The 25070-nt window shown below is 46.1% G+C and carries 28 protein-coding genes; all 28 read right to left on the bottom strand.

The window, feature by feature from the left end:
- Nucleotides 1-56: 56 nt before the first annotated feature.
- Nucleotides 57-1331, bottom strand: a complete 1275-nt coding sequence (gene rseP, locus AC0MA3_RS14135) for an RIP metalloprotease RseP (protein ID WP_474656660.1) — start codon at nt 1329-1331, stop codon at nt 57-59.
- Nucleotides 1332-1484: 153 nt separating this feature from the next.
- Nucleotides 1485-2624 (bottom strand): 1-deoxy-D-xylulose-5-phosphate reductoisomerase, encoded by a 1140-nt coding sequence (locus tag AC0MA3_RS14140; RefSeq protein ID WP_474656661.1) that lies wholly within the window; start codon nt 2622-2624, stop codon nt 1485-1487.
- A 21-nt stretch (nt 2625-2645) separates the two neighbouring features.
- Nucleotides 2646-3449 carry a phosphatidate cytidylyltransferase gene (locus tag AC0MA3_RS14145; protein WP_474656662.1) on the bottom strand — a complete coding sequence of 268 codons (804 nt, stop codon included), beginning with the start codon at nt 3447-3449 and terminating at the stop codon, nt 2646-2648.
- Nucleotides 3450-3470: 21 nt separating this feature from the next.
- The gene (locus AC0MA3_RS14150; RefSeq protein ID WP_474656663.1) at nt 3471-4241 is read right to left on the bottom strand and encodes an isoprenyl transferase; all 771 of its coding nucleotides are present in this window, start codon (nt 4239-4241) and stop codon (nt 3471-3473) included.
- A 78-nt stretch (nt 4242-4319) separates the two neighbouring features.
- Nucleotides 4320-4874 carry a ribosome recycling factor gene (gene frr, locus AC0MA3_RS14155; protein ID WP_074088147.1) on the bottom strand — a complete coding sequence of 185 codons (555 nt, stop codon included), beginning with the start codon at nt 4872-4874 and terminating at the stop codon, nt 4320-4322.
- On the bottom strand, nt 4874-5602 hold the full coding sequence (gene pyrH, locus AC0MA3_RS14160) for a UMP kinase (RefSeq protein ID WP_074088146.1): 729 nt from the start codon (nt 5600-5602) through the stop codon (nt 4874-4876). Before pyrH ends, frr begins: the two co-directional genes overlap by 1 nt.
- A gap of 97 nt (nt 5603-5699) precedes the next feature.
- On the bottom strand, nt 5700-6350 hold the full coding sequence (gene tsf, locus AC0MA3_RS14165) for a translation elongation factor Ts (protein ID WP_379151414.1): 651 nt from the start codon (nt 6348-6350) through the stop codon (nt 5700-5702).
- A gap of 133 nt (nt 6351-6483) precedes the next feature.
- The gene (gene rpsB / locus AC0MA3_RS14170; protein ID WP_020434093.1) at nt 6484-7185 is read right to left on the bottom strand and encodes a 30S ribosomal protein S2; all 702 of its coding nucleotides are present in this window, start codon (nt 7183-7185) and stop codon (nt 6484-6486) included.
- Nucleotides 7186-7370: 185 nt separating this feature from the next.
- Nucleotides 7371-8009, bottom strand: coding sequence for a hypothetical protein (locus AC0MA3_RS14175; RefSeq protein ID WP_474656664.1), 639 nt, complete (start codon nt 8007-8009; stop codon nt 7371-7373).
- Nucleotides 8006-8581, bottom strand: coding sequence for a hypothetical protein (locus AC0MA3_RS14180; RefSeq protein ID WP_474656665.1), 576 nt, complete (start codon nt 8579-8581; stop codon nt 8006-8008). Before AC0MA3_RS14180 ends, AC0MA3_RS14175 begins: the two co-directional genes overlap by 4 nt.
- A 36-nt stretch (nt 8582-8617) precedes the next feature.
- Nucleotides 8618-8929 (bottom strand): hypothetical protein, encoded by a 312-nt coding sequence (locus AC0MA3_RS14185; protein WP_379151404.1) that lies wholly within the window; start codon nt 8927-8929, stop codon nt 8618-8620.
- Nucleotides 8930-8975: 46 nt separating this feature from the next.
- Nucleotides 8976-10379 (bottom strand): FapA family protein, encoded by a 1404-nt coding sequence (locus tag AC0MA3_RS14190; RefSeq protein ID WP_379151402.1) that lies wholly within the window; start codon nt 10377-10379, stop codon nt 8976-8978.
- A 30-nt stretch (nt 10380-10409) separates the two neighbouring features.
- Nucleotides 10410-11198, bottom strand: a complete 789-nt coding sequence (locus AC0MA3_RS14195) for a FliA/WhiG family RNA polymerase sigma factor (RefSeq protein WP_379151399.1) — start codon at nt 11196-11198, stop codon at nt 10410-10412.
- 50 nt (nt 11199-11248) lie between these two features.
- Nucleotides 11249-11665: a hypothetical protein gene (locus tag AC0MA3_RS14200; RefSeq protein WP_379151396.1), complete on the bottom strand. Its 417-nt coding sequence runs from the start codon at nt 11663-11665 to the stop codon at nt 11249-11251.
- 2 nt (nt 11666-11667) lie between these two features.
- A complete protein-coding gene (locus AC0MA3_RS14205) occupies nt 11668-12165 on the bottom strand; it encodes a chemotaxis protein CheD (protein ID WP_379151393.1) in 498 nt (165 codons plus the stop codon).
- The gene (locus AC0MA3_RS14210) at nt 12158-12751 is read right to left on the bottom strand and encodes a chemotaxis protein CheC (RefSeq protein ID WP_379154087.1); all 594 of its coding nucleotides are present in this window, start codon (nt 12749-12751) and stop codon (nt 12158-12160) included. Before AC0MA3_RS14210 ends, AC0MA3_RS14205 begins: the two co-directional genes overlap by 8 nt.
- 36 nt (nt 12752-12787) lie before the next feature.
- A complete protein-coding gene (locus tag AC0MA3_RS14215; RefSeq protein ID WP_474656666.1) occupies nt 12788-13249 on the bottom strand; it encodes a chemotaxis protein CheW in 462 nt (153 codons plus the stop codon).
- A 27-nt stretch (nt 13250-13276) separates the two neighbouring features.
- A complete protein-coding gene (locus AC0MA3_RS14220) occupies nt 13277-15352 on the bottom strand; it encodes a chemotaxis protein CheW (protein ID WP_474656667.1) in 2076 nt (691 codons plus the stop codon).
- Nucleotides 15353-15386: 34 nt separating this feature from the next.
- Nucleotides 15387-16787 (bottom strand): protein-glutamate methylesterase/protein-glutamine glutaminase, encoded by a 1401-nt coding sequence (locus tag AC0MA3_RS14225; RefSeq protein ID WP_474656668.1) that lies wholly within the window; start codon nt 16785-16787, stop codon nt 15387-15389.
- Between the two features lie 26 nt (nt 16788-16813).
- On the bottom strand, nt 16814-17704 hold the full coding sequence (locus AC0MA3_RS14230) for a MinD/ParA family protein (RefSeq protein WP_379151383.1): 891 nt from the start codon (nt 17702-17704) through the stop codon (nt 16814-16816).
- Nucleotides 17701-19137, bottom strand: a complete 1437-nt coding sequence (flhF, locus tag AC0MA3_RS14235; RefSeq protein ID WP_474656669.1) for a flagellar biosynthesis protein FlhF — start codon at nt 19135-19137, stop codon at nt 17701-17703. Before flhF ends, AC0MA3_RS14230 begins: the two co-directional genes overlap by 4 nt.
- Complete coding sequence (gene flhA, locus AC0MA3_RS14240) at nt 19134-21167, bottom strand: flagellar biosynthesis protein FlhA (RefSeq protein ID WP_379151377.1); 2034 nt, start codon at nt 21165-21167, stop codon at nt 19134-19136. The genes flhF and flhA overlap by 4 nt, the downstream gene beginning before the upstream one ends.
- A gap of 20 nt (nt 21168-21187) precedes the next feature.
- Complete coding sequence (flhB, locus tag AC0MA3_RS14245) at nt 21188-22282, bottom strand: flagellar biosynthesis protein FlhB (RefSeq protein WP_474656670.1); 1095 nt, start codon at nt 22280-22282, stop codon at nt 21188-21190.
- 21 nt (nt 22283-22303) lie between these two features.
- A complete protein-coding gene (gene fliR, locus AC0MA3_RS14250; RefSeq protein ID WP_474656671.1) occupies nt 22304-23089 on the bottom strand; it encodes a flagellar biosynthetic protein FliR in 786 nt (261 codons plus the stop codon).
- A 10-nt stretch (nt 23090-23099) separates the two neighbouring features.
- Nucleotides 23100-23369, bottom strand: a complete 270-nt coding sequence (fliQ, locus tag AC0MA3_RS14255; protein ID WP_379151368.1) for a flagellar biosynthesis protein FliQ — start codon at nt 23367-23369, stop codon at nt 23100-23102.
- 22 nt (nt 23370-23391) lie between these two features.
- Nucleotides 23392-24156 (bottom strand): flagellar type III secretion system pore protein FliP, encoded by a 765-nt coding sequence (gene fliP, locus AC0MA3_RS14260; RefSeq protein ID WP_379151365.1) that lies wholly within the window; start codon nt 24154-24156, stop codon nt 23392-23394.
- Nucleotides 24146-24682, bottom strand: coding sequence for a flagellar biosynthetic protein FliO (locus tag AC0MA3_RS14265; protein ID WP_379151362.1), 537 nt, complete (start codon nt 24680-24682; stop codon nt 24146-24148). The genes fliP and AC0MA3_RS14265 overlap by 11 nt, the downstream gene beginning before the upstream one ends.
- 9 nt (nt 24683-24691) lie before the next feature.
- Nucleotides 24692-25057, bottom strand: a complete 366-nt coding sequence (locus AC0MA3_RS14270; protein WP_379151359.1) for a response regulator — start codon at nt 25055-25057, stop codon at nt 24692-24694.
- Between the last annotated feature and the right edge of the window lie 13 nt (nt 25058-25070).

The raw sequence follows: 25070 nt of genomic DNA on the forward strand, positions 1-25070 counted from the left end.
AAAGATGTAAACCCAAGCAAAAATATAAGGATAAAGATTATATGGAACAAAAGGAATCAACCGCTTATGAGACGCAATATATCATTATACGTCACAGCTATCATCACCAGGAACAACATCGCGAAGCCGACAAAATGGACCATACCCTCATGACCAGGATCAACCGGCTTACCCCGCAAAGCTTCAACACCAAGGAAGACCAGGCGGCTTCCGTCAAGCGCAGGAATCGGCAGCAGATTAAATATTCCCAGGTACAGACTAAGAATAGCAGCCCAATAGGTTAAATACTGAATCCCTTGCTGTGCGATCTGGCCGGTTAATTTCGCCGTACCAACCGGTCCTGAAATATCATCCATGTTAAAATTATTGATTAATTGCTTAAAGCCCATGAAGATTGCCTTAGTGGTATCCACCATAGCTATACCCGATTTGGAGAATGTCTCTCCAATACCGGCATGGCGTGTGGGCAGCTCTGGAGTAATACCCACTTTCCCGCCTTCTTCTCCCTCCATACTACGGGGGATCATAGCCACGTTATAGGTTTCCTCACCTCGCTGTAATGTCCACTTCATCTCTTTGCCTTTGGAGGCCGAGGTTAGCGAGATCATCTTCTGATAATCCCCGCCGATTTTCTCACCGTTAACAGATACGACGATGTCGCCTTTCTGCAGTCCTGCTTCCTCTGCCGGCATGTTGGCACTTACATCACCAATTTTCACATACGTAGGATTCTCGATGGGGATTCCAGCCATTTGCAGATGCAGACCAAACAGCACAAAAGCGAGTATGAAATTCATCACTGGACCTGCAAAAATAGCAATGGCTCGCTGACCAACGGTTTTACTGCCGAATTGGCGGTCCTTAGGCGCAATTTGCGTCTGTTGGGTGCCATTAATCAGCATAGCTTGCGGATGAACGTCGTATACAGTGACTTCCCCATCCACGTCCAAACGGATCTTCAATTCTTGTTCCAAATCCGTGTACTGTGCTTCACCGCGGATCACATTTCTGCGTGTGTCGAGGGAATCCAGGTAAATATTCTTCACTTTGTTATCTTGCCCCAGCCTTACGGCAATGGTTTGTCCAGGACCAATCTCAATAATCTCCGGATCTTCTCCGGCCATCCTTGCATAACCCCCGAAGGGCAGCAGACGAAGCGTGAACTGGGTTTCATTTCGTTTATAAGAAAACAGTTTCGGGCCGAAACCGATGGCAAACTCCCGCACAAGAATACCGGCGCGTTTGGCAAAATAATAATGTCCCCATTCATGTACTGTCACCAGTACAAAGAACATGAGCACCGTTAAAAAGACGACTCTTACCATTTCCATGCGTAACTTTCCCCCTTTAGGTGTAAGACCGAAGTATGTCCTCTTAATTTATCATTATTCCAAGACCGTGCACAAGAGAATCAACAGCTTCAGCCTATTTTTCAGGGTAAAGCAAAAATTCACCGATAAAACTTGATAATAACAGATTATGAGTTACAACTTACTTGCTAATTCACGTGTTGTACGGTCGCAATACTCAATTTGTTCCAGATCCGGGTATGCAACCGTTACATGATGCTGAAGGACTTCATCAATAATCTCTTCAATCCTCAGGAAAGAAATCTCATGACGCAGAAAACGGGCGACTGCAATTTCGTTGGCAGCATTAAAGGCAGTAGTATTCGTGCCTCCAGCCTTCCCGCATTCTATCGCAAGCTTCAAAGTTGGAAAACGCTCATAGTCCATTTCCCGGAAGGTTAGCCGGCCGATCTCTGCCAAAGACAGTCGATTGGCGGGTGAAGACCATCGTTCAGGATAGGTGAGCGCATACTGGATGGGAACGCGCATATCCGGGGTACCCAACTGAGCGATTATGCTACTGTCCTTGAACTCTACATAAGAGTGAATAATGCTTTCCGGATGAAGCAGTACCTGAATTTGTTCATAAGGCAGACCAAACAGCCAATGCGCTTCAATTACCTCTAGCCCCTTGTTCACCATAGTTGCCGAGTCAATCGTGATTTTGGAACCCATGCTCCAGTTCGGATGTCGAAGGGCATCTTCAACCGTAACCTTCTTTAATTGTTCTCGAGTATAATCCCGAAAAGAACCGCCGGAGGCGGTAAGTGTAATACTGGCAACATCTTGACGGTTCTCACCATTAAGACACTGAAATATGGCAGAATGCTCGCTGTCGACTGGCAGTAATTGAACGCCTTTTCTCACCGCACGCTCTGTAACCAGATGCCCGGCTGTAACCAGTGTTTCCTTGTTGGCTAAACCAATATGTCTTCCAGCATCAATAGCTGCAAGTGTAGATTGCAGGCCGACACTGCCCATAACCGCTGTTACCAAAGTGTCTGCATCCCCGCCGGCAGCGATTTCAACCAGTCCTTCATTTCCGCTGAATAGCTCTACTCCCTCAGGAAGACTCGTCCTGATCTCCTCAGCCAGCTCTTTGGTGGACACAGAAACACGACGCGGTTTGAAACGTTGAACTTGCTCCAATAGTAAAGCTGTATTGCTGCCCGCAGCCAAACCCTCCACTGAAAAGGCATCGGGATGCATGGCGATTACATCCAGCGTCTGTGTCCCGATCGAACCCGTAGAGCCGAGAATACTTATTCTTTTCACAGTATAACCTTCTCCCTGGCATTAATAGTAAGGCATAAGCATTACGATATGTACGAAAGGAAATACGATAATCCAGCTGTCGCAGCGGTCAAGGATACCTCCATGACCAGGCAGCAGCGAGCCTGAATCCTTAATACCGTACACCCGTTTATAGGCAGACTGTACAAGATCTCCAAGCTGACCGAGAACCGCGCAGGAAATCCCGATAAGAAGCGCACGACCTATAGTCAGCAGATCAGGAATAAATAAGGCAAAACCAATTGCAATCAGAATGGAGATCAACACCCCTCCAAGGGCTCCCTCCACCGTTTTGTTGGGGCTTATAGCCGGCCACAGCTTATTCTTGCCAAAGCTTCTGCCTACAAAATAAGCACCAGCATCACTGCCCCATATACAGCACAACAGCAGGAAGGTCCAGATCAAACCATGCCCATCGCCTGCTCCGCGGGCAATAGCCATATAGGAAAAACCCATTCCTATGTATATTATTCCAGTAAACAATAGAGCTGTGATTTTTATATCCAATTTATTCTTGCTAATTACTGTCAGGAGCAGGAACACCAGCATTAATAGCCAAATTCCTTGTTCCCAAGAAAACCATTCGGAAATACCGATCATATCCCAAGGGATCATGAAACACATTACGGACAGATAACCCATCGTAGCGGTACCGCCGAAAGTCTGTATGCCAGTCATTTTCATAAATTCATAAAAGCCTATGAGCGCCATAGCTGTGAGCAGCAGCTGGTACGGCCAGCCCCCCAAAAAGCACAATCCTAAAAATACTGCTCCGGCTATCACCCCGGTTATTAATCGCTGCTTCAAAGGTTCCCATCTCCCATCAGGCTACTTCAGACCACCATATCGGCGTGTTCGGCGCTGATACTCCGCCACAGCCTGTAGTAAATGCGTCTTGTCAAATTCCGGCCAGTAAGCATCTGTAAACCAAAATTCACTGTAGGCCAGCTGCCAGAGCATAAAGTTGCTGAGACGCATTTCTCCGCTTGTGCGGATCAGAAGATCAGGGTCAGGCATTCCTGAAGTTAACAGTCTGCTGTCTATCAGGTCAGATGTAATATCTTCCGGTGATAATATTCCATCTTTTATATCCTGTCCCAATCCACGCATGCAATCCTCAATCTCTTTGCGCGAACCATAATTCAAGGCAAAATTCAATATAAGTCCCGTATTGTGCTTGGTACGGTCGACCGCTTCCTCCATAGCTTTTCGGGTATGAGAAGGCAGTGCATCTGTGTCGCCCATCACACGTACTTGCACATTTTTTTCGATAAGCTCATCAAGCTCCAGAGCCAGAAACTCGACTGGCAGACGCATTAAAAAGTCAACTTCTTCCTTCGGCCGTTTCCAGTTCTCGGTAGAGAAAGCGTACATGGTCAAGAACTCCACACCCAGATCGTTCGCGGCAATCGTGGTTCTTTTGACTGCCTTCATCCCGTTCTGGTGGCCAACAATCCGCGGCAATCCGCGGCGTTTAGCCCAGCGGCCATTTCCGTCCATAATGACAGCCACATGCCGTGGAATATTATCCGGTGAAATCTCGACTGGCTCCTGTTGCCTGTCTTTACGGCTCAGCCATGCTCGAATCCGTTTGATCATTTCCGTTTCCTCCAAGCTCTTATCAGAAAGAGACAAACCCCACCATGTGCGGAGGGGCTTGAAGTCTCTTGAATTTCATTATACTTCCATAATCTCTTTTTCTTTGGCCAAGAGCACTTTATCAACTTCAGCTATGAACTTATCCGTTGACTTCTGGATGTCTTCTTGGTGCCCGTGTGATTCATCTTCAGAAATACCGTTTTTCTCCATCTTTTTGATGTCATCATTAGCATCTCGACGGATATTACGGATAGCCACCTTGGCTTCTTCGCCAAATTTCTTGGTGAACTTTACAAGCTCACTGCGGCGTTCTTCCGTAAGCGGTGGAATGGAAAGACGGATGATTGTACCGTCATTGGCCGGAGTAATTCCAATATCCGATTTCATGATCGCCCGTTCGATGTCCGACATTGAGGTTTTATCCCAAGGCTGGATCAACAGCGTCCGTGAGTCCGGTGTACTGATGTTGGCCAACTGGTTGATCGGAGTAGGCGCACCGTAGTATTCAACTTGGATACGGTCCAGGAGTGACGTAGAAGCACGTCCTGCCCGTAATGTTGCCAAATCGCGTTTCAGGGATAAAATCGCTTTTTCCATACGCTCTTCGGCATTTTTCTTAACCGATTGTGGCATTAATCTACACTCCCTTTAACAATCGTCCCGATCTTCTCACCGAGAACGACACGTTTGATATTGCCTTGTTCTGTAATAGCAAACACAATGAGCGGTATATTATTATCCATGCACAGAGAGGAAGCGGTGGAATCCATGACGCCAAGATTTTTGTTGAGCACATCCATGTACGTAAGCTGCTCATATTTCTCGGCTGTACTGTCTTTGAATGGGTCAGCAGAATATACACCATCCACTTTATTCTTCGCCATCAGAATGACTTCTGCTTCAATTTCGGCTGCCCTTAGAGCTGCAGTTGTATCCGTGGAGAAGAACGGATTACCCGTACCCGCTGCAAAAATAACCACGCGGCCCTTCTCTAAATGCCGGATAGCACGGCGGCGAATATACGGTTCAGCAATCTGCTGCATGGAAATTGAAGTCTGCACCCGTGTAGGTACATCAATCTGTTCCAATGCATCCTGAAGAGCAAGCGAGTTCATGACTGTGGCAAGCATTCCCATATAATCAGCTGTAGCACGATCAATTCCACTTGCACTGCCCGCGATTCCACGCCAGATATTGCCTCCACCGCACACAATAGCAACCTGAACCCCTAGCTCAACGACTTCCTTGACTTGTTCCGCGATGGAAATAATCGTCTCGGCATCAATGCCATATCCGTTTTGACCCGCGAGTGATTCACCGCTAACCTTAAGGACTACTCTCTTAAATACCGGCTGTTCCAATTGTATACCCTCACTTTCTTACAAAAGGCGGAACACTACGTGTATGTGTTCCGCTCTTTTGATGCTTGCTTTATTCAATTCAGTATGCAGATTGCTATTATTGATTTACTTGCGCCATAACTTCTTCTACAAAGTTGTCGACTTTCTTTTCCAGGCCTTCGCCCAGCTCGAAACGGACAAAACGACGGATCGAAATGTTTTCGCCGATGGTGCTGATTTTTTCATTCAGCAGTTGAGAAATGGTCTTGTCTTGATCTTTAACGAAGGCTTGTTCAAGCAAACAGTATTCTTCATAGAACTTGCTGATACGTCCTTCAACCATTTTTTCAACAATTTTCTCAGGCTTGCCTTCGTTCAGGGCTTGAGCCTTCAGAATTTCTTTTTCTTTCTCTACAGCTTCAGCAGGCACTTCTTCACGACGAACATACAGCGGATTTGCTGCAGCGATCTGCATAGCGATATCGCGTGCGAATTCTCTGAAAGAATCCGTTTTACCTACGAAGTCAGTTTCGCAGTTAATTTCAACAAGTACACCGATACGTCCGCCAGCATGGATATAAGATTCAACAACACCTTCAGTGGCAATACGTCCAGCTTTGTTCGCAGCTGCGGAGAGGCCTTTTTCACGAAGCAATTCCGCTGCTTTTGTAATGTCGTTATTCGCTTCTTCGAGCGCTTTTTTGCAATCCAGCATTCCTGCGCCTGTTCTTTCGCGAAGTTCTTTTACTGCTTTTGCATCTACTGCCATTGTTAATTCCCTCCAGATAATTGTCGTTATGTTACATGTTTCATGTCTATTATCCTAAAAAAAGGGCAGTGAGAGGTTATCCACCTGCCAACCACCCTTTTCATTTAAGTTCTTGTTAAGTTCCAGACACTACTTAAGCTGTAGTTGTATCTTCGCCCTGGTGAGCTTCTACAACAGCATCAGCCATTTTACCAGTAAGCAATTTCACGGCGCGGATTGCGTCGTCATTACCCGGGATTACGTAGTCGATTTCATCCGGATCACAGTTAGTATCAACGATAGCTACGATAGGGATACCCAGTTTGCGAGCTTCCGCAACAGCGATACGCTCTTTACGCGGGTCAATGATGAACAGCGCGCTAGGAAGACCTTTCATGTTCTTGATACCGCCCAGGAATTTTTCAAGACGATCTTTCTCTTTGCGGAGAAGGATTACTTCTTTCTTAGGCAGAACTGCGAAGGTACCATCTTCTTCCCAAAGTTCCAATTTCTTCAGACGGTCAATCCGTTTCTGAATAGTCTGGAAGTTAGTCAGAGTACCACCGAGCCAACGTTGGTTAATGAAGAACATACCCGAACGTTCAGCTTCTTCTTTTACGGAATCTTGTGCTTGTTTCTTTGTTCCTACGAATAGGATTGTGCCGTTGTCGCCAGCGACGCTTTTTACAAAGTTGTAAGCTTCCTCTACCTTTTTAACCGTTTTTTGCAGGTCAATAATGTAAATTCCGTTTCTTTCAGTGAAGATATAACGATCCATCTTTGGATTCCAACGACGAGTCTGATGACCGAAGTGTACCCCAGCTTCGAGAAGCTGCTTCATGGAGATTACTGCCATCTTCACACACCTCCTAGTATTGGTTTTTTGTGTGTCTCCTCCGCCGCGTGTCATTTTCCTACAAGACTTTCTTCAGAAGAAAGCACCCCTTGTCGAAATCAACCGGCGTGTGTTTTAACACCGTTTATTACTATAACATAATAAAATAACGTATGCAACGCTTCATATGAATTTCTTCGGCGAATTTACTTTACGGTAATTAATTTGTCAATGATAGAATTAATACTCTCATCCTTTGTAAAGCTGTACCCGCCATATTGAATTCTGGTATTAGCTTTGCGGCTGTCCGCACTCTTCAAAAACTCTGCTTTGTCCTCAATGACTCCGGCTTCTTCCAAAAGATCCGCAGTCTCAGAGAGTGTTATTCCTGTAGGGATTTTAACGGAAATGGCGCCTGGAGGAGCAGGTGTAGTAGGCGGATTAACTGACGAAGATGTCACCTTTGGCTTAACAGTAGCCGATGTAGATGGATTAGCAGGCGTCGAAGGTTTCACAGGTTTATTAGCATCTGTGGGTTTAGTGGCAGCCTTTGGCGAAGCAGCAGGAGATGCTTGTGGTGAAGCAGATGGCTTGGGAGAGCCAGAGATTGCTGAAGTATCCTTTTCTTTTGCAGCGTCATCTGCATCCTTCCCTGCATTTTCCCCACCCTCAACTGGTGTTTCTGCTGCAGGATCATTAATAGTTAAGTTGAGTTTGGCCGCTTCCTTGACCAGCTCGTCTTTGGTCATAGGAGCAGCTCCTCCCGAGAGCATTACTTGCAGGAGCAACGCGCCGATAATCAACCCTGCACCAAGTCCAAACATGAATGAACGATTCTTGATCACACGGACTCCTCCTGTTTGGCCAGCTGCAAAATCAGCTGAACTTCACCACGCTGAAGTCCTGCCGTCTTAGCAATGGAGTCGATAGATTTCCCTTGTTCATGAAGTTCAAACAACCGGGGATAACGCTGTTTGATTGAACTTACCGGTTTCGGTTTGGGAACAGGTGCTTCAGTTACTGTCTCGGATTGCACATTCTGGTCAGGAACTTGAGGAACAGACACATTCCCCTTTCCAAAAGCCGCTGACAGCTGCAAGAGGCTTTTCTCCTCAGAGGTCAGTCTGGCATCAAGCAGCATTGAGTTTTTTTGCAACTCAGCCAACTGTTCCTTCAATCCGGAAATCTCCTCTTGAAGTGCTGTCCGGTTATTCTGCGACTGTTGCTTGATACTGCTGACCAGTTGTAGCATGTTGTCATGATCACGCTCTATGTCTGCCATATACAATTCAAGCGCGGCTTCCGTTTCTTTTAGGCTCTGTCTGTCTGCTGACTCTTCCTTAGCACGAGCTGGCAGTCTCAGGGCATAAACGATAACGACAGCGCCTACCAGCACGATGTATACCCATGGTTGCAAGTGCCATATCTCCTTTTGAAGTTCAATTCAAGAATATTATAGACTCAGGTCAATACGACGCCCCTTATAAGGATGCTCAGCGTCATGACTGGTCTCCGGCTTCTGATGTTTATGAGGGTTTGAATGGGAGCCGGATTGATGTTGTCCGCTTCCGTCATCACGCAAAGCAGATTCAGCAGACTCATCCACTTCACTGCTCCGATGGGCGAGCTGCTCCGTTCCTTTTACATTCTGATCGGCCAGCTGCTGCTGATCCAGCGCTGGCCGATGCTGCAGCCCATTTTGAATTTTACCCGCCTCGGTTGTCCGGGGTACAGCAATTTGGAGTTCCACCGGTTTCAGGCTCATACTACCCTCTCCTCACTGAAGTGGTTACAGAAGCGGTCTGCCAAAGTTATACATTCGGGATCATGGATATATCTCCATCGCTGTAAATGAAGGTAACCCGTTCTGTTGTGTCCTTAACGAAACGGGTATACCTGCCGATCACAATTTTAGAACCTCCATAGATGGTTTTAATAACTTCTACTTTAGCTCTGCCTGTGTCTTCAAGTATTTTCTCGATCTCAAGCACGCGCTCTTTGAGCTTTTTCTCTTCTCGCATATGGGAATTCTTAGTGGCGTTCAGTTTCACACGAAGTGCCACTTTATCTGGAGAGAGCTGACCATTGTTTGCAAGCTGATTCAGCAGATACAAAGCTTTGTTGGTCTTATCTTCATTGTCAAGCAGCTGGCGAAGTTCCTGGCGGAGATCATTGATCTCATTTCTCAGCTGGGGTACTACCCCTACTTCAATCGCCGTTGCTGTCGACATCGTGTTACCGATGGTTCGCGCCACAACACGCTCACCAGCCTGAACTACTCCGCCAACGATCAAGCCCTTCGTTCCACTGCACAAGACATCCCTGCCAGCCTTGATATTGGAATGCATCACGCTCTGTGACACAATAACATCCTCACCTGCTACTACATTACCATCCTGAATGAAGGAAACCTTCACATTTTTACCTGCGCTTACAAGTCCTTTATTATAACCTATAATTCCTCCGGTAATTTCGATTGAACCGCCTGAGATCAACTCTGCACCTTCAACCCCCCCAATTACACGGATATCGCCTGCAGATTTGACGGTAAACCCCGTCAGTACGTTACCGCGAATTACAACCGTCCCGACAAAATCAATATTGCCTGTGCTGTAATCCACATCCCCGTTCACTTCATATATAGGGAAAACATTGATCTTCCCTTTATCTGTTAAAGTGATTAGTCCATCTATGGCCGCATACATAGCCGTCTCTTCCTGATCGACAAGCACGTTCTTTCCCACTTTGAAATGAACTTCTTTGCCCGGTTTGAACGGCATCTCTTCACCAGTAACCATTGTACCGGTTTTGCCTGGACGAGGGGGAACGACTCTGGCGATAATCTGACCTTTCAAAACATTATGAAGGCGAACAAGGTCCTTGTAATCCACTTTCCCATCTGCCGTCTCCAGTGGTTTGCGGTCCTCTTCCAGATCGACAGAGAGTACTACGCGACCGTCTTCACCGTTCACAGCAGGTTGTCCTATCGCTATAGGCACCCTGCTAAAAAAGTATTCCTCCGGATTGCTGCTAATCCGTTGAACGATATCCTGCTGAATCCCGTAATGAATATTATGACTTTTCAGGAAGCTTTCCAGATCTTCTACCGTACAAGTGAAATTTTCATCCTTTTTCGAAAACTGAAGGTAAGCAATCCCCTTATCCTCCGAAAAGGTAATACTGATATACTGGCTCAAAACATAATGACCGATCAAATTTTGCTCCCCCTTGTCACCGTCGCCCGGTTAATCGTTTTGCATGAGAAGATCACGATTTTTTTCAAGTGTTCCTCTCAGCCGCAAAATGGCTTTCGAATGAAGCTGCGAAATCCGTGAAGGAGACAGGGACATCACCTCGGCGATCTCGCTCAAAGATAAATCTTCATAATATAAAAGGGACACGACTGTCCGTTCTTTCACTGTTAGCTTCTCGATGCCTTTGGTCAGGGTATCACGTAAATAGAATTCATTTACTTTTCGATCTGGATTCTTGGCTTTATCATCCACCAATATTGACAAGCGAGTCTCTGATTCTTCTTCACGGATAGGGTCTTCCAGTGAGCAAAGTGACATGACTGCCACATCTTGCAGCATATTCTGAAACTCCGGCTCCGATATATTCAGATATTGGCTCATTTCCTCGTCACTCACGGATCTCAAGTATTTCTGTTCGAGCTGTTGGTAGGCGTCCTCAATTTTCTTTGCTTTTTCCCTAACCGATCTGGGAACCCAATCACTTTGCCGCAAAGAATCCAGGATCGCTCCCCGCACTCGCCAGGAAGCATAGGTCTGAAACTGCAGACCACGCTTGTAATCAAACTTTTCTATTGCATCAATCAAACCCATCACACCATTACTGGCCAAATCATCTTTGGATACATTCTTGGGCAAACCAACTGCTAAACGGCTGGATACGTAATCAACAATATGGAGATAACTCTCAATCAGTTTCTTCTTGGCTTCAGGGTTCCCGTGTTCTTTCCACTGTTCCCAGAGACCATCCGTTTCCGATTGAGAAGTTTTATGCTCGTTCAATGGCTTTCACCCTTCCCAAAGTTTAGTCAGCAGGCATAGACAGAACCCGCTTATTCTTCTTTCAGGTGACGAACGGCCTTGGCCAATTCTTCAGGATCTTTCAAAGTGACTAATTTGGGAGGCTGAAGCGGTGTAAAGCCCTTCACATTCACACTCCCCTGTTCCGGTTTCTGTTGCAACATATTGATTAATTCCTCATCTTCACCCGGAGTGCTGATATCAAAATTGTTACCAAGGGTTTCATGCCCCTCATTGGAAGTTGTCTCGGCATTCTCCGGGGACCCGGATTGCTTAACAATAAAACCCAATACCCATCTTAAGAGGAAGGCAAGCAGAAACCAGACAATAAATCCAAAAAAACCTCGAATCAGACTGGTTCCTAGCAAGTTATGCCCATGGTTTATTAGAAAGGTAAAGCAAAAGCCCAACAATCCAAACAACAGACTTAATAGAATTTTACCATTCATCGCTATATTTCCTTAGTGCCTTTTTGAACACTGCGAATATACAATATTCCAGTGTTGCAGGCAATTTCTATCGTGCGTCCAAAATTCCCGCCTGTATCTTCTGCAATCAGCGGAATGTTCAAATCTTGTAGGGCAATCTTGCAGGATTCCACATTACGAGGCCCGATCCTCATGGTGTCACTCCCCCCGGCAAAGGCGAACATCTGAGAGCCACCAGCCATTTTGGCTACAAGACGGCTCCGGACGGCGCCAAGCGCAAGCAAGCGGGATAATAGCTCCGGCAAAGCGGTATCCGCAAATTTGGCGATATTCATCTGCCCGTCCCGAGCGATTTCGGATGAGGGCAGCATGACATGCGCCATCCCTGCAATCTTTTTCCCAGGATCGAACAATGTTACTCCAACGCAGGAGCCAAGTCCAGTTGTCCGGACAAGGCTTTCTTGACTGCCTACGTTAAGATCCGCCATGCCTACTTTGATGATGCTTTGTTCTTCAATCATTTTCAAACGGTACTCCTAATGATTTGAAAATTTTCGGGAAAGATTCCGGATCGGGAATAAGGAAAAATTGTCCCTCTATTTCATGTTGTCCTTCAAGAAAAGTCGTATCAATCAGCAATGCATCATCCCCCATTTGCCCGAACTGCAGCAGACCATAGCTCAATATCGCTCCAGCCATGTCCATTGCAAGTGCAGGTACTGTTGGGTACATAGACAATGAAGTGAAGTCGGCAAGAGAGGATAAATAGGAACCTGCAAGAATATTCCCGATTTCGTTAAGGGCGGAAAGTTCCATCTCTCCCAATTCTTCACCCTCGGAGAGCTCAATGCCGGCGATTCGGCTAAGCAGGTTTTTTGCAGCTTCTGGTGAAAGTATGAAGAACAAATTTCCCGGCGCTTCACCTTCTACTCTTAAGAATACAGCATATACCAGCTCTTCGGCACCACCGACTTTGTCGGTAATTTCATCAAAATTCAGAAGTTGCACTTTGGGGACAGCCATATCAATCGGTTTGCCCAGTAGCTGGGACAACGCGGTGGCTGCGTTGCCGGCTCCAATATTCCCGACTTCCTTGAGCACATCCATTTTAAAATCTTTAAAGTTTTTGAAGAGCTCCACAGGTTAGCCCTCTAGACTTTCCAATTGCACGATTTCGTTCTTGTTCAGCACTTCTGACAAGTTGAGCATGATCAGCAAACGATCTTCTCCAATCTTGGCCACCCCGTCAAGGTATTTAGCTTTGATGCCCCCAACAACATCCGGAGGTGTATCAATGGAATCCTTGTTCAGGTCAATAACATCATTAGCAGAATCAACAATAAAGCCAACTTCCATTTCATTAACATTCACAATGATTACACGGGTCTGATCCGTATGCTCCGCTTCCGCAATACCAAAACGGCCGCGCAGATCAATAACCGGAATAACCACACCGCGTAGGTTAATGACTCCTTTAATAAAGGAAAACGTCTTGGGGACGCGCGTAATCGGCATCATCCGCTCGATGGTTTGTACTTTATCCACTTCAATGCCATATTCTTCAGTTCCAAGTTTAAACACAATCACCTTAATATCTTCAGCCATGGAATGAACCTCCCTGTTCTATCCTAATTATTTAATAAAAGCGTTGGGATCAATAATGAGTGCGACTTGTCCATCACCGAGAATAGTAGCACCTGAAATGCCTTGAACCTCCGGCAAATATTTGCCCAGATTCTTGATCACTATTTCGTTCTGCCCAATAAAATCTTGAACTGCGAGGGCAACCAGACGCTCTCCCTTGCGTACCACCACGATTTCAATCTCTTCTTCCGTGCTTTCATCATAATCCGGAACGCAGAAGATCTTACTAAGAGAAACCAGTGGAATATGAGTGTTACGGAATTCCAGCATTTTGTTGCCGTGAATGGACCGGATCTGGGATTGCTTCACGATGCCAGTTTCTACAATGGATGAGAGCGGAATTGCATATTTCTCCGAGCCCAACCGCACAAGCATTGCTGCGATAATAGACAGGGTCAGTGGAAGCTGTACCGAGAAGTTGGTGCCTTTGCCTTGAGTGGAATAGACTACCACGTTCCCGCCCAGCGAAGTAATTTTTGATTTGACGACATCCAGTCCAACACCGCGGCCAGATACGTCGGAGATCACCTCAGCGGTACTGAATCCCGGAGCGAACAAGAGCTGTATCGCCTCATCATCAGAGTAATTCGATGCTTGCTCCTGGGTAAGTATCCCTTTTTTTATCGCAGACTGCAAAATCTTTTGTGGGTTGATTCCAGCCCCGTCATCTTCGATTTCGATAAAAACATGATTACCGCTATGAAATGCCCGCAAGTTCACTGTTCCTGTATCCGACTTGCCGGATGCTAAACGTTCCTGTATTCCTTCAACGCCATGGTCTACAGCATTTCGCAGCAAATGTACCAACGGATCACCAATCTCGTCAATAACCGTACGGTCCAATTCCGTCTCGGCACCAGTTACAACTAGATCGATCTTCTTATCTAATGATTTGGCCAAATCCCGAACCATACGCGGAAAACGATTAAATACAGTATCAACAGGAACCATGCGCAGCTTCATAACAATATTCTGAAGATCACCGCTGACCCTGCCCATGTGCTCGACTGTTTCTGTCAGGTCCCCATTCTGGACTTCTGAAGCAAGCTGTTCCAGGCGAACACGGTCAATCAAGAGTTCGCTGAACAAGTTCATCAGCACATCAAGGCGTTCAATGTCTACACGGATGGTCCGCGAAGGCGCCCCTCCGGTTCTGGCTGGTGATGCTTTGGATTCTTCTTTGGCATGTGCTTCAGCTGCAGGTGAAGCATTACTGTTGCCCGCAGCAGGAGCGGATGGTTTAACAGGTGCGGGTGCTTCTGAAGTAGCCGCCACCGTTTCCTGACCCATTTGACGCAGCGATTCCTGATCAAGCGCTACCGCAGTGACCTTGTCGATCTCCGACAGATTCAAGATCATCGCCTGAATTTCACTTGCTTCCTTCTGTGTTATGTAATAGAGCGAGAAGCCATAATCAAATTTCTCCTGCTCTATATCCTGAACCGAAGGGAAGGATTTAACAACCTCGCCCGAACGTTCGAGGAGATCAAAGACCATATATGCCCGTACTGCTTTGAGCTGGCAGTCCTTGCGGATTGCAACATCAACATAAAGCACTTTATGACCTTCCTGGAGTGACTGCTCCAGAACAGAGTATTGAAACTCATCAAGGTATACGGGAGCGTCTGCAGCCTTTGGAGCCGCTGCTGCAGCCTCAGGCACAGCACCGGCAGCAGTTGGGATCTCACCGCGGACAATCGCCTGCAATGAAGCAACAATAGCCGATACATCGGCCTTACCTTCTCCACCGCCCGTAATATCCTCAACCATGGATTCAAGGGCATCCAGACTTTTGAACAGTGTGTCAAAAATGAAATCCTGCATCCGCAACTTGTTATTTCGCACTAAATCCAGAACATTTTCCATTTGGTGAGTAAGTGAAGCCAAATCTTCAAAGCCCATTGTAGCTGCCATACCTTTTAAAGTATGTGCTGAGCGGAAAATGACTTGCACAATGCTCAGGTCTTCAGGATTTGCTTCAAGCCCCATCATACTTTCGTTCAATGACTGCAGATGATCATTTGACTCATCAATAAACATGGATAAATATTGGTTCATGTCCACTAACGAGCACCTCCCCTTCAAGTTCACTTGTCCGTTATTTAACGGCTTGTACCAGCCTTGGAGCAATTTCTTGCAACGGCAGGATATGTCTTACACAATGTAGTTCCACTGCAGATCGCGGCATCCCGTAGACTACGCAGGTTTCTTCGCTTTCAGCAAAAGTGGAAGTTACACCCGAATCATAAAGAGATTTCATCATTTTGGCGCCATCGCTTCCCATCCCGGTCATAATCACTGCGTGTCTCTCCAGTGATGTATAAGGGAGTATGGATTCGAAGAGGATATCCACGGAAGGACGATGTCCATTTCGGGCTTCTCCCAAAGTGAGATCAATTGCATACTGACCTCCTGCTGCCGGAACAACCCTCATATGATAACCCCCAGGAGCAATATATGCCGCCCCCTTACGCAGAATCATCCCTTGCTCTGCTTCTGCAACTTCGAGAGGGCTGAACGTATTGAGCCTCTGGGCCAGCGACTTGGTGAAATTGGGCGGCATATGCTGCACAATAACAATCGGTGCCGGAAAATCAGCAGGGATATTTTCGAGAAAAGCTTTGAGAGCCCTTGGTCCTCCTGTGGAACAACCAACAGCAACCAGCTTACTCAAACCTGTATACGAGGACTTATGTTCCCCTGTAACAGAAGGATGATCATTTTTGGGGCTAGATGAAGTTAGAGGTGCCTGCCTTGTATCCGGTAGTGCCGGTCTGGCTTGCTCCTTCGAAAGGTTTTTCAAAGTATCAGTTGCCGGTTTAGGAGGTGTAATCGACGGTTTGGCTCCCATCGGAGCTGAAGCGTTCTCCTTAGCTGTTCTACCCGGCGAACTTTTACCCTTATTCTGTTCTGTAGCAAGATTCGCTTCCTGTTTTCCCTTAGGCTTTTCTACTAATTTGCTTGCAGGATCCGGGAATTTCTTAATAGGCTCCAGTATCCTTTTGGTAGGATTGCGCATCGGCTCAGGTACAGTCGATACTTCCGCGGCCGGAAGCTCGGGCGTCTTATATGAAGTAGCTCTGGCTTCACGCTGCTTACGGGCAAGCATAGCCTCATTCATTTGCTCCCTCAGCGCTACACCCACAGATATAATGTCCTGCGAGTTTGAAATGGAAGGTTTGCGAATAAAATCAAACGCCCCCGATTCCAATGCCAGAATGGTCTCCTTCATTCCCTCTTCATTGATGCCAGAGAGCATAATTACCGGCAGCGGACGCTTTGCCATTATTATTTTAAGCGCCTCCAGGCCGTTCATCTCCGGCATTTCAACATCCATGGTTACTAGATCCGGAGATAATTCATTTACTTTTTCAATGGCTTCACGGCCGTTCGCCGCTGTTGCAGCTACCTGAAAGTTAGCGTCATTTTCTATTAAATCAGAGATGATTTTACGCATAAACGCAGAATCATCAACAACTAAAACTCGATATGGCTTCATACCATTTCCACCTCTGTTCCTCAAATTCAGAACAATTCATGTGTTCGCTTCAACCACCTGCTGATAAATCCCTTGATGCCTTGAACTTTAGTGGTGTCTGCCGAATCTGCGGCCAAATAGCTTAGCGCAAGCCGATGTACATCTTTGGCAGCCGCACTGTTCGGAAAAGCCACTGAGAATGGAATTTGCTTCTTCACTGCCTGAACCACATGAGTATCACTGCTGATAAATCCAAGAAAAGAAATCTCCAGCTGCAAAAAACGATTGGCCGCCATACGAATCTTGTCACTGGTTACAGCTGCTTCTTTCTCATCCCCCGCCTGATTGACGATCAGTTTGAATGAAATATCAGGATGGGAGTTGTTCACTACCTTTATCAGTGCATAAGCATCAGTTATTGCAGTAGGCTCTGGTGTAGTCACCACAAGGCAGTCATCTGCTGAGGTGATGAATTTCATCGTCTCTTTAGAGAGCCCGGCTCCTGTATCAAACAGAATATAATCCATGGAGTCCGCAATCCCGGCAATCTGGTCAGTAAAATAGCTCAAGTCCGCCTCTGAGAGTGAAAAAAGCTCATCCATTCCCGAACCCCCTGCGATAAACGGAAGCCCGGTAGGGCCTTTCTGGATGATCTTGCTGATGTCAGCCTCTCTTTTCAATAAATGATAGAGGTTGTATCTGGCTGACACCCCCATAAGCACATCTATATTGGCCATACCAATATCGGCATCGAACAAAAGCACTCTCTTACCCAACGCTTTAAGTGCGAGCGCAAAGTTCAAGGTGAAATTCGATTTACCGACTCCACCCTTCCCACTACAAACGGTGATAATCCGGGCTGATGTCCCTCCACCGGAGGATCGTTTGGGCTCCTGGCTGGACACAAGCTGTCTCAGGGATTGCGCCTGATCCATCATTCGCCTCCTGTTCCCAAAATCATCCCGCTGATCTGTTCTTTGGTAGCCAACAGCAGATCATCAGGGACATTCTGACCGTTGGTAATATATGAAAGCTTAAGCGGAAAATCATTCAACACATTGAAAAGCGGTCCAAAGCTTCCAGTCTCATCAAGCTTGGTAAAGATGACTTTATCCAGCTGGTAGCGACCAAAATGTTCGGCGATTTTCTTCATATCCCGGCTTTTTGATGTTAGGCTGAGCACCAGAAAGGTCTCACTCTTAAGCTCTTTGGCCAACAGACTCTGAAGTTCTGCAACCAGCATCTCGTTGCGGTAATTACGGCCAGCTGTATCCATTAATACCAGATCGCAGCCTTCCAATCGGAACAAAGCTCTCTGCAGATCACCAGGTGACTGAACTACCTCAAGCGGCATATTCAGTATAGCTGCATAAGTTCGAAGCTGCTCAACAGCCGAAATACGATACGTATCGGAGGTTATTAACCCTACCTTTCGTCCTTGCTTGAAAAGCTGTTCAGCAGCTAACTTGGCAATCGTAGTTGTCTTTCCCACACCCGTAGGGCCGGCAATATAGACAATCCGTGTATCTGGTGCAATACCGCTTGCAATACGTCCGGACAAAAAAGCTTCCATCTGGGTTTCAAGCATTTCACCGAACTGCTGTGGGAGCCATGTACGGCCTTCTTCACTCCATTGTTCAAAGATATTGCTGATCCACTCATCCACCAGGATGACATCTGTCTCCTGCTCAATCAGACGGTTTCTCAGCTCTTCTAATGGTTCTGGAAGCTCCACCGCGCCAGAAGAATACCGTGCGATCCGCTCCATCCATTGTTTCATATCCCGTATTTCCCTGAGAACTTCACCCTCCAAATCAGGCGGTGCAGCCGCAACAAAACTCTTTCCCCTTGCCTCATCTATTGATGACATATTGGGATAATGGCCAACTGCAGGAGAAGATTGCTGCAAATGTGTATCTGTCTCAAAGAATTCTTCATCCTTATCAAGATCCACTGCTGGCAACACTGCTACAGCTGCACTTTTCTCTGATGCATCAGACAAGGCAGCGGCGATCTCGGCAAAAGCCCGTTTCGCCGCTGCCTCGTTCGCCGAGGAAGATGCTACAGCCATAGTTTCACTAGCATCACCTGCTGCAGGCACCGAAGAAGCAGCCGCAGCTTTCTGATATGCTTGTGGAACTGCGTTCCGCGGAATGCTCGGAGGAGCTGCCGGTTTTTTTCCGGAAGCAGCCGGCTTTTGCGCATCCTCAACAGCCGCGACAACCTCGATCTTTTTCTTTTTGAACATTCCCATGAAACCGCCAACTTTGACCTCTTTGGTGCTTAAGATGACGGCATCACTTCCCAGCTCGGTGCGGATGGAATGCATGGCGTCAGGCATCGTATCGACCACATAACGCTTCACTCTCATAGATTCACCACCCCAACGCTTTGAATTTCAATATTTGGCTCCAGTTCACTGTAAGATAGTACTGGAATGTCCTGCATGGTCCGCTCAATCACTTGACGTAAATACATCCGTATCGTTGGTGAAGTTAACACGATAGGCTGCTGTCCGGATTGAAGAAGGCGGTTAATTTGCTCTGTAAGACGCTGGTACACTGTCTGTGTAGAGACTGGATCCAGTGCGAGATAGCTGCCTTGTTCCGTCTGCTGCACACTTTCGGAAATTTTCTTTTCCAAATTCGGACCGACAGTAATGACCCGCAGTGTCTCACCGGCTTGCGAGAATTGTTGAGTAATTTGTCTGGACAAGGATTGACGGACATATTCAGTTAGAATATCAGGATCTTTGGTATAGGTACCGTAATCAGCCAGGGTTTCAAAAATAGTCACCAAGTCACGGATAGATATTTTTTCACGCAGCAACTTGCCTAATACCTTCTGTACATCGCCAATTGCCAAAACAGAAGGGATCAGTTCATCCACAAGCACAGGATAATTCTCGCGAAGATTGTCAACCAGCTGTTTGGTCTCCTGTCGTCCAAGCAGTTCGTGCCCATAACGTTTGATAAGCTCAGTCAAATGAGTAGCCACTACGGATGGTGGATCAACTACTGTATATCCCGATAATTCTGCTCTTTCCTTGACGGACTCTTCAATCCACAATGCAGGTAGACCAAACGATGGTTCCACTGTCTCAATGCCATGAATCGACTCGTCATCATACCCAGGACTCATTGCCAAATAGTGATTAAGTAATAATTCACCACCGCCAACGTTATTTCCTTTAATTTTTATAACATATTCATTCGGTTTTAGTTGAATATTGTCGCGAATACGAATCACAGGAACTACCAGACCCATCTCCAGTGCGCATTGACGCCTGATCATAATAATCCGGTCAAGCAAGTCTCCACCCTGCCCCGTATCTGCCAGCGGAATAAGCCCGTATCCAAACTCAAATTCAATCGGATCTACAGTCAGTAAGTTGATTACACTTTCCGGACTTCGGACTTCTTCAATCTGTTTTTCTTCAACCAGCTGTTCATCTGCAATTTGCTTACGATTAGCCTTTTGGCTCATACTATAAGCTGCATATCCCATTAAGCCAGCTAAAGGCAGCGTTGACATGATAGTAATAGGTGTGAAGAATCCAAGAAAAGCGATGGTTATCGCTACAATGTACAGAAGTTTAGGATAAGACAAGAGCTGACCGGTCAAATCTTCAGCCAGATTGCCGTCCGATGCTGCGCGGGTAACAATCAGACCGGCTGCGGTAGAGATAAGCAGTGCAGGAATCTGGCTGACCAGACCATCCCCGATCGTTAATACAGAGTAGGTCGAGAGCGCATCCTGAAAACCCATACCATGAACTGACATACCAATAATAAAACCGCCTACAAGGTTGATGATTAGGATGATGATACTGGCAATTGCGTCACCTTTGACAAATTTGCTGGCACCATCCATAGACCCGAAAAAGTCTGCCTCGCGTTCGATCTTGCGTCGACGTTCTCCCGCCTGTTGTTCATTAATCATACCGGCATTCAAGTCGGCATCGATACTCATCTGTTTCCCTGGCATCGCATCCAGTGTAAACCGTGCGCCTACCTCAGCTACGCGTTCTGAACCCTTTGTAATAACAATAAATTGCACAACCACGAGGATCAGAAACACAACAAAACCGATGGCGATCTGGCCACGGGCAATCCAACTGCCGAATGTAGCCACAACCTCACCGGCATGACCTTCCGAAAGAATCAGTTTGGTAGTGGAAAGGTTCAATGCAAGGCGAAACAAAGTTGTAATCAACAGCAGTGAGGGGAAAATCGAGAACTGCAGCGGGTCCTTTGTATTCATTGCCACTAATATAATGGTTAAGGCTATCGAAATATTGATAATTAGCAGTACATCCAGAAGCCAAGCCGGGATGGGCAGAATCATCATAAGCACTATACCGATAATACCCAGTAAAACTGTTAGATCTCTTGCTTTCAATGTCCTCAACCTCCCCCGACTTATCTCCTCTTACCTTTAAGCTTATATACGTAGGCTAGTACTTCTGCAACTGCCTGGAACAGATCCGCAGGCACTACATCACCAATCTCCGCTCTTTGAAACAACGCCCTCGCGAGCGGTTTGTTCTCCATAGTCATAACCCCATGCTCCTTGGCCAACTCCCGGATGCGGAGCGCTACATGATCCTGGCCTTTTGCAATAATCTGTGGTGCTTCCATTTGAGAACCGTCGTATTTCAAAGCGACTGCAAAGTGTGTAGGATTGGTAATAATAACATCCGCCTTGGGTATCTCTTGCATCATACGCTGCATAGCCATTCTTCGCTGACGCTCCCTGATCTTACCTTTGATAATGGGGTCGCCTTCCATTTTTTTGTACTCATCCTTGATGTCCTGTTTGGACATTTTGAGGCTTTTTTCGTGCTCATATTTCTGATAGATGTAATCAAGAGCCGCCATGATTAACAAAGCCGCTCCAATTTTGATGCCGAGACTCATGGTGAGCTTAGCAGCAAACCGAAAAGCCCCTTCGGCATTCACATGAGACAATGCTGCAAAGCTTTCTTTCTGTCGCCAAAGCGTGCTATATACCAGATAGGCGATCAACACTAGTTTGAAAATCGATTTTAGAAACTCCACAAAAGAACGCATGGAGAAAATATTCTTGAATCCTTTGATCGGGTTAATTTTACTGAACTTTGGCGTGAGCCCTTCACTGGTTGCCATAAAACCCACCTGAGCCAAGTTAGCCACTAGGGCCAGCACAAAGGTAATTAAGAACAGCGGGGCCAGAAGAATAAGCATCTGCAAGCCATAGCTTTTAAACATCTCGGATACATTTTCCGGAGTCACTTGCATCAACATACGGTTCTGAAATACATCCGTATATAATGTAATTATCCGTTCTTTTATGAAGCTGCCAAACATCCTTAAGGTTAACAAAGCAGATAGCAATACCACAGCACCAGACAGTTCAGCACTTTTGGCTACCTGACCTTTTTTACGGGCGTCCTGCCGCTTCTTCGGGGTAGCCTTTTCTGTCTTGTCTCCCCCAAAATGCTGAAGATTAAGCCTATAACGTCTTGTCTTCGGCATCGCTCTCCCCCTTACAGCCACCTAAGGACTTTTCCCTATCAAGCCCAGCAAATTGTGCATAGACTCAAACATTATGTCAAATAAATTCTGGAACAATGCTGCCAGACTAGGCATCAATAGCAAAAGCAAAACAAGTCCAATAATGATCTTGAGCGGAACCCCGATGACAAATACGTTATACTGTGGAGCCGTTCTGGCCAAAAATGCTAGTCCAATATCCGTAAGAAAAAGTGCTGTAACCAGAGGAGCCGATATTTGAAAAGCCAGCATAAATGACTGTGAAAACGAACGGACCAGAAATTGTCCCAGGCTTCCGTCTATCATTTTAAACAGTAGACTATTATCTATTGGAACCCACTTATAACTGTATACAATCGCATCCAGCATATAATGGTGTCCGTTCATACTCAGAAACAGCAACAGGGCAATCATATACTTGAAGTTCCCGATGACAGGAGCTGAAGTCCCGGTCATTGGATCAATAACATTGGCAATACCAAATCCAATCTGGATATCGATGAATGAACCGGCCGTCTGTATGGCCATAAACATCAGATAAGCAATGAAACCGAGCAGCAAGCCAATTAAGGCTTCGCGGGCAATCAACAAAATATATGACAGATCCTGTGGAACAGTGATGTTCGTCCCTCCTGAGCTGAAAACAACCATCGCCACAAAAAAGGATAATCCAATTTTGAAGGTGGTTGGCACTCCCTGTGAAGAAAAAACCGGTACCACAACAAAAAAAGCGGAAATTCGACAAAAAATCAACAAAAAGACGGGGAAACTTTGCAACAAGTTATCCATATCCATCCTTTTAACCGATGTACATATGGAGATTGCCCAAAATTTGTGATGTAAAGTCTACCAGCTTCGTAATAATCCACGGTCCGAACAACAGCAACGCGAGCATTACAGCAACAATTTTCGGTATAAACGCCAATGTCTGCTCCTGAATCTGCGTCGTGGCCTGGAATATACTGACAATCAGTCCTACCACCAGACCAAGAATCAGCATGGGAGCGCTTGTTTCGAGCACTAAATATACGGCTTGGCCGGCTAGACCAATAATAAATTCCGTATTCATCCCTTATGCCTCCTCTTGCATCTCAGGTGTTAAAACTTAACAACAGTGATTTAATGACTAAGTACCACCCGTCTACCAGTACAAAGAGCATTATTTTGAATGGTAATGAAATCATTACCGGCGGCAGCATCATCATCCCCATCGCCATCAGGGTGCTGGCTACCACAATATCTATAATCAGAAAAGGTATAAAAATCATAAATCCCATCGTAAAGGCTTTTTTCATTTCTCCGATGGCAAAAGCAGGCACGATCACTGTCAAAGGAATATCGCTGTATGTTGCAGGCTTAACTGAAGCCTTGTTACCGGTATAATTCATAAACAGCAACAAATCCTTGGTATTAGTCTGCTTGAACATAAATTCCTTCATGGGATCTGCCGCTTTGTTAAGCGCCTCGGTCTGCGTAAGCGTCCCCTTCATGTACGGCTGTAGCGCTGTCTCGTTCACTGTCGCCAACGTCGGAGACATTATGAAGAGTGTCAAGAACAAAGCTAGTCCTACAAGCACCTGATTGGGTGGCATCTGCTGTGTTCCAAGTGAGGTTCTCACAAAGCCTAGAACGATGACAATCCGGGTGAAACTGGTCATTAGTACAAGAAATGCCGGTGCCACGCTCAGAATCGTTACAAGAAGCAGAATAGAAATGGAACTGGTACCACTACTCGAGCCATTACTGCCTCCAACCTTAATATCAATATTAGGGATTGGATCTGCATGAACGGGGTGAATCAGTAGTGCACTGAATACAACCAATAGTAGTAAGGAAAAAATCAGTTTATTTTTCATAATCCCTCGACTCATCCTTGAGTTCATCATCACGAAGCAGCTCTTCCATTTTCCCTTTACGCTCTGGTGCCAGCGCAAGCTTGGATTGAAGTGTCTCGTAAAAGGAGGATGTTTCATTAAGTTCAATTTCCTGTGATGGTACTTCTCCACGGAATTTGGCTTTTATCTTGGCAATGAGTGGCAGAAGAATGTTATTCTGCCCTGAAGTTTGATCCTCAAATGCCGAAATGATTATCGCTACCTCAGCCGGGTCGGTGATTTTATCCAATATGGATATATTCTCACCGACCCCGATCAGATAGAGGCTGTCTCCAAGCTCAATAATCTGTATGGACTTGTTAGGCCCAAGGCCTAAAGCGCCTAGCGTACGGATGGAACGCCCACTCATCAGAGTCTGATTGCGGCGTCCCAGAAAACGGATAAGCAATACTATAAGCACAACAATAACCGCAAGGACAAAAATAACATTTAACAAATTCAGCAGATTGTTACCTGTTCCCAGATGCGGTTCTACAGTGACTGGCATAACTACTTATTACACACCCAGTGTTTTGTTGATTGCTTCAATAACACGGTCTGCCTGGAAAGGCTTCACAATAAAGTCCTTAGCACCCGCTTGGATTGCGTCAATAACCATAGCCTGCTGACCCATGGCAGAACACATGATGACTTTGGCGCTGGCATCTACTTTTTTAATTTCTTTAAGAGCGGCAATGCCGTCCATTTCAGGCATTGTGATATCCATCGTAATCAAATCGGGACGAAGCTCTTTAAATTTCTCAATAGCCTGTGACCCGTCCTGGGCTTCACCCACAACCTCAAATCCGTTTTTCGACAAAATGTCACGGATCATCATTCTCATAAATGCTGCATCGTCCACGATTAGAATTCGGTTAGCCATTTTTACAAAATCC

Source organism: Paenibacillus sp. LS-5 (assembly GCF_056121505.1).

Bases quoted from the DNA above. Each gene is read 5' to 3' on its own strand.
- flhF (WP_474656669.1), bottom strand. From the start codon at position 19,137: ATGAGAGTGAAGCGTTATGTGGTCGATACGATGCCTGACGCCATGCAT.
- tsf (WP_379151414.1), bottom strand. From the start codon at position 6,350: ATGGCAGTAGATGCAAAAGCAGTAAAAGAACTTCGCGAAAGAACAGGC.
- AC0MA3_RS14225 (WP_474656668.1), bottom strand. From the start codon at position 16,787: ATGAAGCCATATCGAGTTTTAGTTGTTGATGATTCTGCGTTTATGCGT.
- AC0MA3_RS14265 (WP_379151362.1), bottom strand. From the start codon at position 24,682: ATGCCAGTCACTGTAGAACCGCATCTGGGAACAGGTAACAATCTGCTG.
- frr (WP_074088147.1), bottom strand. From the start codon at position 4,874: ATGCCACAATCGGTTAAGAAAAATGCCGAAGAGCGTATGGAAAAAGCG.
- fliQ (WP_379151368.1), bottom strand. From the start codon at position 23,369: ATGAATACGGAATTTATTATTGGTCTAGCCGGCCAAGCCGTATATTTA.
- fliR (WP_474656671.1), bottom strand. From the start codon at position 23,089: ATGGATAACTTGTTGCAAAGTTTCCCCGTCTTTTTGTTGATTTTTTGT.
- rseP (WP_474656660.1), bottom strand. From the start codon at position 1,331: ATGGAAATGGTAAGAGTCGTCTTTTTAACGGTGCTCATGTTCTTTGTA.
- AC0MA3_RS14150 (WP_474656663.1), bottom strand. From the start codon at position 4,241: ATGATCAAACGGATTCGAGCATGGCTGAGCCGTAAAGACAGGCAACAG.
- AC0MA3_RS14270 (WP_379151359.1), bottom strand. From the start codon at position 25,057: ATGGCTAACCGAATTCTAATCGTGGACGATGCAGCATTTATGAGAATG.
- flhB (WP_474656670.1), bottom strand. From the start codon at position 22,282: ATGCCGAAGACAAGACGTTATAGGCTTAATCTTCAGCATTTTGGGGGA.
- AC0MA3_RS14205 (WP_379151393.1), bottom strand. From the start codon at position 12,165: ATGATTGAAGAACAAAGCATCATCAAAGTAGGCATGGCGGATCTTAAC.
- AC0MA3_RS14200 (WP_379151396.1), bottom strand. From the start codon at position 11,665: ATGAATGGTAAAATTCTATTAAGTCTGTTGTTTGGATTGTTGGGCTTT.
- fliP (WP_379151365.1), bottom strand. From the start codon at position 24,156: ATGAAAAATAAACTGATTTTTTCCTTACTACTATTGGTTGTATTCAGT.
- AC0MA3_RS14230 (WP_379151383.1), bottom strand. From the start codon at position 17,704: ATGATGGATCAGGCGCAATCCCTGAGACAGCTTGTGTCCAGCCAGGAG.
- AC0MA3_RS14210 (WP_379154087.1), bottom strand. From the start codon at position 12,751: ATGGATGTGCTCAAGGAAGTCGGGAATATTGGAGCCGGCAACGCAGCC.
- AC0MA3_RS14185 (WP_379151404.1), bottom strand. From the start codon at position 8,929: ATGAGCCTGAAACCGGTGGAACTCCAAATTGCTGTACCCCGGACAACC.
- AC0MA3_RS14215 (WP_474656666.1), bottom strand. From the start codon at position 13,249: ATGGCTGAAGATATTAAGGTGATTGTGTTTAAACTTGGAACTGAAGAA.
- rpsB (WP_020434093.1), bottom strand. From the start codon at position 7,185: ATGGCAGTAATCTCCATGAAGCAGCTTCTCGAAGCTGGGGTACACTTC.